The 10514-nt window shown below is 40.1% G+C and carries 6 protein-coding genes; all 6 read right to left on the bottom strand.

Annotated elements, in window-relative coordinates; translation table 11 throughout:
• Positions 1–168 (bottom strand): prepilin-type N-terminal cleavage/methylation domain-containing protein (locus tag A9Y75_RS27880; RefSeq protein WP_143046485.1); only part of this gene is annotated, 168 nt, incomplete at its 3' end.
• 172 nt (positions 169–340) lie between these two features.
• Positions 341–1111 (bottom strand): hormogonium polysaccharide secretion pseudopilin HpsB, encoded by a 771-nt coding sequence (gene hpsB / locus A9Y75_RS22070; RefSeq protein ID WP_083389714.1) that lies wholly within the window; start codon positions 1109–1111, stop codon positions 341–343.
• 201 nt (positions 1112–1312) lie between these two features.
• On the bottom strand, positions 1313–5938 hold the full coding sequence (hpsA, locus tag A9Y75_RS22065; protein ID WP_071191687.1) for a hormogonium polysaccharide biosynthesis protein HpsA: 4626 nt from the start codon (positions 5936–5938) through the stop codon (positions 1313–1315).
• A gap of 642 nt (positions 5939–6580) precedes the next feature.
• Positions 6581–6817, bottom strand: coding sequence for a 50S ribosomal protein L28 (gene rpmB / locus A9Y75_RS22060; RefSeq protein WP_016952702.1), 237 nt, complete (start codon positions 6815–6817; stop codon positions 6581–6583).
• Positions 6818–7138: 321 nt separating this feature from the next.
• On the bottom strand, positions 7139–9109 hold the full coding sequence (gene htpG / locus A9Y75_RS22055; protein WP_071191686.1) for a molecular chaperone HtpG: 1971 nt from the start codon (positions 9107–9109) through the stop codon (positions 7139–7141).
• Between the two features lie 227 nt (positions 9110–9336).
• Positions 9337–10506: a glycosyltransferase family 4 protein gene (locus A9Y75_RS22050; protein ID WP_071191685.1), complete on the bottom strand. Its 1170-nt coding sequence runs from the start codon at positions 10504–10506 to the stop codon at positions 9337–9339.
• Positions 10507–10514 lie beyond the last annotated feature (8 nt).

The raw sequence follows: 10514 nt of genomic DNA, 5'->3' as shown, positions 1-10514 counted from the left end.
AGGGAACAGGGAAGCAATATTAACTATTAATCCTAGTAATGGGGTCAGGATTAAAAATGCCATCGTCAAAGCTATCAACAATTCAATCAGGGTAAAACCATCAACTTGATTATTCACCCTGGGAGACTTAATAAATCCTCTAAGTAAGAATGTGATTGTTTTAAACATAGGTTTTACCTCTTTTAAATAGATAGATGCTGTGTTAATAAGTAGGTTGGCGTTAAAAATTGTCGTTATGACAAGGGAACAGGGAACAGGGAACAGGGAAGAGGTTTTGAGCCAATTTTACTTTTCGTTACATATTTCTGTTTTTCCCCGTCCACCTACTTAAACTTCCCATCTAATTTTGACAGTTTTTATCGGCCTTAGTACCCAAACGATTACATAAAGCCAGAAATGTTGTGTTGCTTTTAATGACATCCGCAGCCAATTCTATGATTGGGGCTTGTTTATTACCTAATTTATTGGTAACAATTGTTTGCGTTTTTTTGCTAGTAGTGGTGCTGGCTACGACAGTTTTACTAAAGTCAACATCTTTTCGATATACCCTAACGGCTAAACGGTAGCCATCGTTTGCTTCTGACTCTTCAACTCTAATTCGACTGGCTTGAATGTAAAATTGATTTCTCTTATTTGGGTCGCTCGAACAATTAGGAGGAAGAATAACACCATCCGTCTGAAAGCAATATAGACCTGTTGGGGAGATGGGAGGGAGCATATTCGTACTTGTGATTAAATAATCCTCGGGTTTATCTTCCAGACTTCTTTTTGCGGTTAACGGATCATACTTTTTAAATTCAGGATCAATAGTCTTTATATATTCCTTTGGAGGATCATCACTGGATTCTACCGCTATTCTTCCAGACCTGACCCCATCAATAAATGATTTTCCGGCTTGAGACCCTTGTTCAACGCGGCGAGATTGAAGGCGGGTAGCGGTGGACAAAAGCAGCATGGGTGCTATGGCTGCTACTAAGAGAGAAGCAACAAGCATCCCCACTAATGACTCCATGATAGTGAAACCATCATCTTTGCCATTGTTGTGTTTCAGACTCTGATTTAGACCCCGACTGAAACTGTGTTGAATTTTGAATTGTTTAAGCTGAATCATAATTTTGTGTACAGCTAATCGGCATTTAAGTTGACTGAAGAACCCCTCTCCCAACCTCTCCCCCACAGGGAGAGAGGCTTCTAATTTCTTCATTTGGTGCTATCGTTTTTTCAAATTCCCTCTCCTCTTAGGAGAGGGCTAGGGAGAGGTAGGGAATAGGCTGGGGGTTATGTCTCATATCTGAGATATTTGATCCTGTGATTATGGGCAATTAGGAGAACCAGTAGGACGCTGATCATCATCAATTGCGTTGTTACCATCAGTATCTTTAGCACATAACAAAGTTTCTACCCAAGCATCATCTCTGCCAACTTCCCGGAAGTATTCATTGGGTAAATCAGGTACTGGTTGAACTAATTTTTGGGCAAACAAGTCTGGTGACTGGGAAAGAAGTCCCACATCATAACCCCACAGACGTGTTGGTGGTTGATAGAAAGGAAGTCTGCCCAGGGCGTTTCCTACCGGTACGTTGCCAGTGCGGTATAGAAGATTAGAGGCAGCAAGATCAGTGGTTAAACTAGTAACAATTGGTGCTGTAGCATAGGCACTTTTCTTCAACTGCATGAAGATACCATTAATCCTTGCTGTTACCGCAGTATTAGTTGTGGCAGACCAGTGTTCTAAGAAGCGGACATAGTTGTGTAGACCGCCATTATCTTCTGTAGAACGAGCGGGGGTATCCCCAGCAGCAACGATTAGGTTGAAAGTAGTTGCTGTAGCAGCTTGCAACCAATTACTGTTCCTAGTAGGATTAATTCTGTTTTCAGGTGGGGCTGGGTTGGTAGGAGTACCGAAGGGGTTATTGATCTGTAAAACTGGTTCCCATCTGCCGCTACTATCCTGTTTTAACCAAGGTATATAGACAGCAGGATTTGTTAGTGCTGGTTGGTTACTACAAGTTCCTTGAGTGAAACAGGCTGCGTCAAATAATTGTATTTTACCATCTGCACCTACTCCGTATATCTTACGAGGAGTAACTATAGCACCAGTCACGGGATCTCGTTGATAAGGTATTCTTTTGGGAAAAGCTGGATTTGCCCAATCACCTTCAGGTGGTGTACCCAGGGAGCCAGTTTTTATTGAAGTCATTTGGTTACCTTCAATGCCCGTTCCCCAATTACTTTGTCCCTGGTTTTTATAGTTGTCGACGGTGGCAACATTAGTAATTGCCCACTTTTTAGGGTCTGTACATAAATTAATATCTGTTTCTGGGCAAATTTCAAACACAAAATCTCTGGCTACTCTTTGTCTGACAACAGGGGTGACAAAATTATTCAAGTAAGAACTACCCTGAATACCAGAGGCGGAGTCAAGGTCTATGGGATAAGTAGTTGTTCCATATCTCTTGATGACATCAGTATTTGGTAGAGTATACTCTGTTACTGGCATTACCGGAGCAAAGGTATTGAACAGGAAGTTCCGGTTCTCTGGCAGAATGGCGGGCGGGGTAGTAAAAAAATCAGAATCAACCTTAAACGTCCGGTTGCTAATTGAAGTAGCATCCCCCAAGTTATTATTCCAGTCATAGTCTCCCTCATTGCGGAAGCCTAATCTGAAGTTATTAGATAGTAAAGTCACAGCATCAGCAATTACAGCCGCAGATCGCCATTCATCACCAGTTGTACATTTGGGCAACCTTGGATCACCTTTACGGCAGGCAAAATCGTCATCGAGATCACTGCGACTATAGAAATTAGTCCAATTAATATCTAGTGGAGTTTGGAATTCTTCTTTAGTGTGGAGATTGAAGTTACCATCGACATACACAGGTAAATTGCTTGCTAAAATCAAACCTTTTTCTGCATCTCGATAGTCTAGTTCGCGCCAGAGTCTTGACCCATTGACAAGCATAATTGCATTAGGGCGACGAGTCGGGTCAAGTTTATAATCTACTGCACTTTCTAGCTTTCTCGCTGTTGCTTTTAGGTTTGTAGGGGCAGTTAAATCTGGTAGAGCATCATCGCGGGTAGCGTAGATAATGCCACTATTGGGAAGTAAATATTCTGTTGCTGCCGACTTTCCACCAATTGTTTTTGTGCGGAGTAAATTCATGTCTAGGACAGTGGCACGAATTTCTAGAGGTTGTCGGTCTCGTAGAGGAAGATTGTATTCTGTCCCTGGATTGGCTCCACCATCAATATTAGTGAAGGTTTCTAAAGCTGTTGTTGTGCTATTGTCTGCATGAATTGCTTTTACCTGCCTGGCATCCAAAAAGGCTGCTTCAAATATGGCACCGTGAGGAATCACGGCATTGGTAGGTGTGACGCTACCTTCTAAAATCTGGAGGGCGCAAATGGCCGCATCAATTGTAGATTGTTGTGAAAGACTGCGAGCAGATGGTGTTGTTGCTAAAGCCTTTTTGAGAAGTCCATCATCTAGTGAACGTCCATTTTTATATTTTAAGTTTGATTGATAGGTTAACAATTGCAAATAATTACTGGCAGATTTAGTCGGTGGTCCATAAACTATGCCGTTATTGGACTTACCATTGATATTAGTTATACCACCACCAAAACCAGTAGGCGGAGTCCAAGAAGGTAATCCGTTTCTATTCCTAGCTGTGAGGCTGCTAGTTGGGTCATAAAAGCTACTAACACAGGCTATAGGTTTTGGATACTCTTGGTTATAATTACTGGGGTTGTAGTGATAAACCGCCGTTGCCCGCATCCTTAAGTATGGTAGATTCTCTGCAACAGGTGTACCCTTTGTAAATGTAATCTTTGGATCATACATCCAATAGGGAGAAGAATCTTGTGAAGATTGTGTTCCATCGAACACAGGCATCATATCCGACCAGATTTCCGTAGAAGCGGTAGTGAAATTAGTAGTTGCAGGGGTATCACTTTGACGTAAATAAATCCCTGCACCTGTAACTACTCGCAACCCTCCTACAGGATCTTGGGGGTTTTCTGGTATTTTCGCAGCCTCTAGTTCCCAATCTCTATCTCTGTCGGTAGACCCTACATCAGCTAATGTCTGTACACGAGAGAGACGATAGCGATCTTTGGTTTCAGGCTGATCGATATCGAAGTTATCCCACTCAATCTCACTTATATTTTGAATATCTGTGGGATTGGGTCCCACAAACTGAGGCTTAAAGTTTGGGTTTTTTGGGTCTTTAATCTTCCACCATAATTGAGGTAAGTTATTACCAACTAGAACTCTGTCACCGAAGAAAGATTCTTTTGCCTCTATGCTCTGCAATGATGGTTCTGTTGCTTGAGGTTTAAGTTTTCCACCACTAGTATTTAGTTTCAATGTGGCAAAGCCAGTCTCTGTTTTGCCATCATCGGGGTTTGTAGGAAAAACCCAAGCATCTGCGGGACGTAGTGACTCACCACTACCTTGCAGTGGACTGCTGGGTCCCGATAAAGCATTTCCATTTAAAGCGACTTCGTTGAAGGGTACACGCCGAGTCCGTTTTTTAAAGTAAATTTCTAACTGTTCGTCACGTAAGTTTGGTAATTCAGCTGGTGTCGGGGAAAAAACTCCTATAGCTTCTTGTACTTCTGGTGGATCATTAATCGTATTCTGATAAGTCGCATAACTAGCATTAGCAGGAAGGGGATTAGCATCTGTCTGAGCCTTAACCAAGCGGTTAATACGCTGTGCATAAGCTAGACTGTTGTAAGCTATACCAGGTGTGGCAGTGCCTGTTACTGATTGTTGATTTTGGAGTGATACTGTTGAAGGTGCAGTTCCTTTTCCAGGAAATAAATCAAACTGAGTAAATTTGCTACTAGCTGCTGTAAATCCACCAGTAGCTATATTTCCCCCAACTGTGACTTTGGCGTTGTCATCATCGTAAAAACAGGAAGCAGGACTGCTGACTTGATATAGTCTAATATCTGCTGAATCCGAACCTGTCAAGAAGTTGGCATTGGTAAAAATTCGACCATTAAGTCTGAAGTTAACACCAGGAGTTAATACCAGGTCATCTTCATAAACTACTGCGTTGTTAATTAGAGATTGCTGAACTTTGTCTTGTTCATACTCTAGGGCTGAGAAACTTCTATTACCTTTGTTAACTTCATAGTTGGTTGTATCAGTTATGGTAGTGTCTGAGGTGATGGGAACTGTTGCAGTATAAACAAAGAATGCTTTGACTAGTCTTAATTCCTTAGTACTTTGGAACCAACCATTGACACCAACTAAACTCGCACTAGTACCTCCAGCATTTTCACATGATTCACCTATAGTTGCAAAAGTCATAGGTGTGGATCTGGCCTGTAATGGATTTCTTTTGGTTTTATATTGAGTTTTATTGTTATTCAACTCAGGATTTTTATAGTAAATCCCATATAAAGTGTAGCTATCAAATTTTCCGTTGTTGTCAGTATCAACGGGGAATCGCCATGCTGTTTTTAATGGCTCTGCTGAGTCTGGATGACTAAGTTCCAGAAGCGTTTCATCACCAAATGTATATTCTTTGATTTGGTCTTCTAAAACACCGTCTAAAGCGTTATCATTAGGCGTAGATCGTGGTAGTCGTTTGTCATTAAATAACTTGTTTAATTTAGCTCTAGCTCTATCAAGTGCAGGTGTGGCGGATGTAAGAACTGCTTGATTGACACGAACGTTGCTGGCATTTTTAGCCCGGTCAAAAGACCGAAACATGATTGCAATGGTCAGAAGAACAACTACTATAGATACCATCACCACTGTTGGCAACACAAAACCTGCATTGGCTGCTTCCGTCTTTCTATTAACGCCAAAAACAGTTCTGAGTAGCCAAATAAGTTGTTTTTTAGTTGTTTGGAAAAACTTTCGGCTGATTTTTTTGGATATCCTTATGAATGCCTTGACTGGATAACGTTTTTGAGACATAGCTGCTCCCTTTGTCAAGTAGTTTGGTACGTATTTTTAATTTTTTGTCGATATCTGCAACTTTGTCTAACAACATCGGTTTGCAGACAAAAATCTAGGCTAATTTTTATGTAAACGTTGTATTTTGGGTTGTTGACTCAGTTGATGAATCAAGTATTTACACACTTAGATTGCTGATTTTAGTTATAACATTGTTGAAATCTTGATTTGCATCTGGAAATTACTGAATTTTTCGCTATCCTTTATACAAAATTGTTTGATTGTTGGGGCTTTTTTAAGCGATTGTACTTAAAGTAGAGTTATCTAAAATATAACTTCATAAAGTTTTTATAAAGACTGTAAGGTTATACTACCCAGTTGCGAAGGAAAAAATATCACTCAAGGGGAAAAATAAATTAGATATCAGAGAAAAAAGAATGTAGGGACCTTGAATGTAAAGACGTTCCATGGAACGTCTCTACATCTTCTTGTTCTTCTACTTTCGATCTAGAGTGTGGGAATGAATCTCCCCGTCTGTGCATCTGTCTATTTCAACTAAACTAGCCAAAAAAGCCGCAACCTCCCTAGATGGGGAGGCTGTTGGTGCAAATCAACATTTGCTAATCCTGGGAAGTGCCAAGAAATGAAGGTTGGGGCGTAACTTTAGTAATGGTTGAGGTTAATACCAGCTTCTTTAGCCATTGCTTCTAAACCTTTGACTTCTAAGGTTTTGATGGCTTTGGTAGATAGTTTCATTTTCACCCAGCGATTACCACCTGCCCACCAAACACGCTTACTTTGCAGATTAACGTGTTGTAGGCGCTTGGTGTGACGGTTGGAGTGGGAGACGGAACAAGCGTTATTGGCTTTTTTACCAGTTAGTTCACAACGACGGGACATAATATCTCCTGGGATATCAATACAACCTTTCTATTCTAGGGGCTTTAAGGATAAAATTGCTTTTCTTCTCAGGTATAGCTGAAAAACCCCACCCCCAACCCCCTCCCCGCAAGCGATGAGGGGACTATGATGTACTTTATGTGATTAGAAAACGCTACTAATTCTATGATCTCGTTCCCAGTCTCTGACTGGGAATGCTATCACAGAGGCTCTGCCTCGGCTATCATGGAAGGCATATGGAAGGCAGAGCCTTCTAGAATTCATTCCCATACAGAGTATGGGAACGAGAAGTATGGGAACGAAAAATTAATTGTTGATTGTTTATTTGCTGGCTTGTTCTGTGAGTTTGGTGAGTACGTCGTTGGAACGTTCCACAAAGGATTTCATCCCTTCAGCGTCAAAACCCTTTTGGGACATCAGCGCTAAATCATAGACGTGTTGACAAATCATTTTCACCAATTGGTCTGTAGGCGACTGACCATCACCTTGAATGATACTACCTTGGCTCAGATGTGCCAGGTTTTGAATGAGCGGGTGAGCAGTATTAACGAGTAAAATGTGGTCTTCAGGAAATTCGTTGTTTTGCTGTTGCATCATGGCGTTCATTTCCCGCAGACGACGGAGAATTTCTGGTAACAACACCATTGCGGGTGGTGTTCCTTGGGGGTCATCTGATTTTAAGGCTTCGGTGCGGATGTTGAGTTTGGGTTTGTTGAGTGATTTTTCAAATAATTCTTTTATTGATTCACTCTTGGTTTTGTTGGTTGTGGGGTCAACTATTTCGCCTTCTTTGTTATCGAGCAGGGTATTATCAAGGTCAGAATCTACCCGCGTAAATTTAACATCCTGATATTCACGTTCGAGGAAGTTAATAAAATGGGTATCGATGAAGGAGTCCATAAACAGGACTTCTAAGCCTTGATTTTTGTGTAGTTGGATGTAGGTGGCTTGGGTGGCTTCGTCGGTGCTGTAGAAAACGCGGTTTTCGTGGCGTTCTTTGTTCCGTTCTAGGTACTCTTTCAGGGTTGTGTAGGGGATGCCGGTGTTGGATGAGGTGGAGGTGACATCTTGCCAAACATCACCTTCTGAGGATTGTACTTCAACGGTGGGAGTTTCGGCTGGTTTGGTTTCTAGTTTGGCGGTGCTGCGGAAGATGAGGATGTCTTCAACTTGTTTTTTGAATTTGTCGTCGTTAAGAACACCAAATTTGACGAAGGTTCCCAGGTCTTTCCAGGCACTGATATATTGTTCGCGGTTGTCGCGGTATAGTTCCTTTAAGCGATCGCCTACTTTCTTGGCTATGTAGTCACCAATTCTTTTAACTGTGCGATCGCCTTGTAAAGCACTACGGGAAACGTTCAAAGGTATATCAGTGCTATCAATTACTCCCCGCATGGGCATCAAAAATTGGGGGATAATCTCTTCACAGTTATCACTGACAAAAACCTGATTGCAGAATAACTTGATTTGTCCTTTAGTGACATCGACATCAGGACGCATTTTCGGGAAATACATAATCCCGTTAATAATAAAGGGATAATCTGTATTTAGATGCACCCAAAGTAGGGGTTCTTCTTGAAATGGATATAGATAGCGGTAAAATTCTAAATAATCTTCGTCTGTCAGATTACTGGGAGACTCCCGCCAAGCTGCTTTTTGTTTATTTAATACTTCACCATCCAGTTTAATCGGCACTGGCATGAAGTCGCAGTAAGTCTTGACAAGGTTTCTAATTCGTGCTGCTTCTAAAAATTCCTCTTCTTCTCCTTGGAGAGTGAGAGTAATGGTAGTCCCGCGAGTGGTGCGGGTTGATTCTTCTAGGGTGAATGCTGGGGAACCATCACAAGTCCAGTGTACTGCTTGAGAACCTTCTTTATATGAGAGAGTATCAATCTCTACTTTTTGCGCCACCATGAAGGAGGAGTAAAAGCCTAAACCAAAGTGACCAATTATCGGTTGGTCTGATTTACCTTCATACTTGTGAATAAATTCTTCAGCACTAGAGAAAGCAACTTGGTTAATATATTTTTTTACTTCCTCTGCTGTCATGCCAATGCCATTATCAGTAATGGAGAGGGTTTTGTTGTCTTTATCAATGGCAATTTGAATTTCGTCTTCGCCAATGTCTCCATTATACTCCCCAGCACGGGCTACCATTTTTAGCTTCTGGATGGCATCTACTGCGTTAGATACGAGTTCCCGCAGGAATATTTGGTGGTCTGAGTAAAGGGACTTCTTGATAATGGGGAAAATATTCTCAGTATGAATACTGATGGTTCCTTGTTCTAACATAACCTTGGTTTCATAAAATTCGCTTATTCTGAATTTTAATAGTATCGTGAGTGCGATCGCTTGTCCTCTTAAGGTTTGTTTCCCCCCTAATACTGATGCGGATTTCCCTACTTAATTCTTTTTTGTATCTACCATACGTGAGTAATTATGTTTATGGGCGTTCTATATATTGACATAATCTCAGTTCACAAAATATCTGATACAAATCAACTTTGTCTTCAGACTATTTAATTAATTATTTCCCTAATTAACTGCTTGGCATTATCTACACACACTTTCCAGTTTAAACGAGATTGATATTGTTCAAAAGATGAATAAGCCAATTGCTCATATTCACTATAATTTGTCATCAAGTTTATTATATAGTGACAGTATTCTGAAGTGTCGGCGTTAAGAGAAAATGTTTTACCATTCAGGTTATCTTTAACTGCTGTTGAAATACCACCAATATTACTTGCTAAAGAGGGTAAACCAAAAGAACTAGCTTCACAAAATACATGACCAAATGCTTCTGCTCTAGAAGGTAAAATTAGAAAATGTGATTCAGCAAATAAGCTATTAATTTTCTCAAATCCTTGAGGTGTAGATTTATCAATAAATCCCATAACTTTCACAAATTCTGGCAAAGGTTGATTAATTATTGGTTGACACCCAACTACTGTTAATTCAGTATTTAACCCGGCATTATTTAACTCTTGAGCTACTTGAAAAGCAATATTTCCTCCTTTTCTTACCCAGTCAACACCGATAAAAAGCAATTTACATTTTGTCTTCTCTCTAGAATTGATAATTTCTCCAATATCTTCCCAAGTTCTATTACATTCTAAATTAGCCCCATAGGGAACTACTTTAATTTTAGATGCAGCAATACCGTAGGTTTGCATAGCATCTTTAGCAGCCCATTCTGAAGTATATATAATTAATTGACAACGATTAAGAGCTTTTGCTTCCATTGCATATATATTTTTAATATTTTCATCGCATAAATTATCCATGTATTGATAGAAATTGATCAAAGAACTCAAAGTGGCATCAGTCCATAACACTAGAGGTTGCTGACAATTGAGATTAGCAATTGGTACTATATTGTCTGCACATAAAACTATATCTGGATTTGATAAATTCAACTTATTTTCAATTTGACGGGCATAATTTTTGATAACTAATGGTTCTGCCCAGCGATAATAATCTTTGTTAAATAAATATCTATAAAAAATCCATTTTGCTTTAGTAAAAGCTGCTAATTTCTTTTCAAGTGGGCAAATATAATCTATTTGTGTGGATTCATCGGTAAGATGCTTGGCGATGTAATATGCAGCCTCACAGCGTCCCTGTAAATATTTCGGCCAAGAATTTTTATTTAAAATATCATCAACTGCTACGTAAGCTATTTTCATGATTTAAT

Origin of the sequence: Trichormus sp. NMC-1 (assembly GCF_001858025.1) — a bacterium.
Classification (GTDB): Bacteria; Cyanobacteriota; Cyanobacteriia; order Cyanobacteriales; family Nostocaceae; genus Anabaena.
This window is presented reverse-complemented; position numbering and strand designations above follow the sequence as displayed.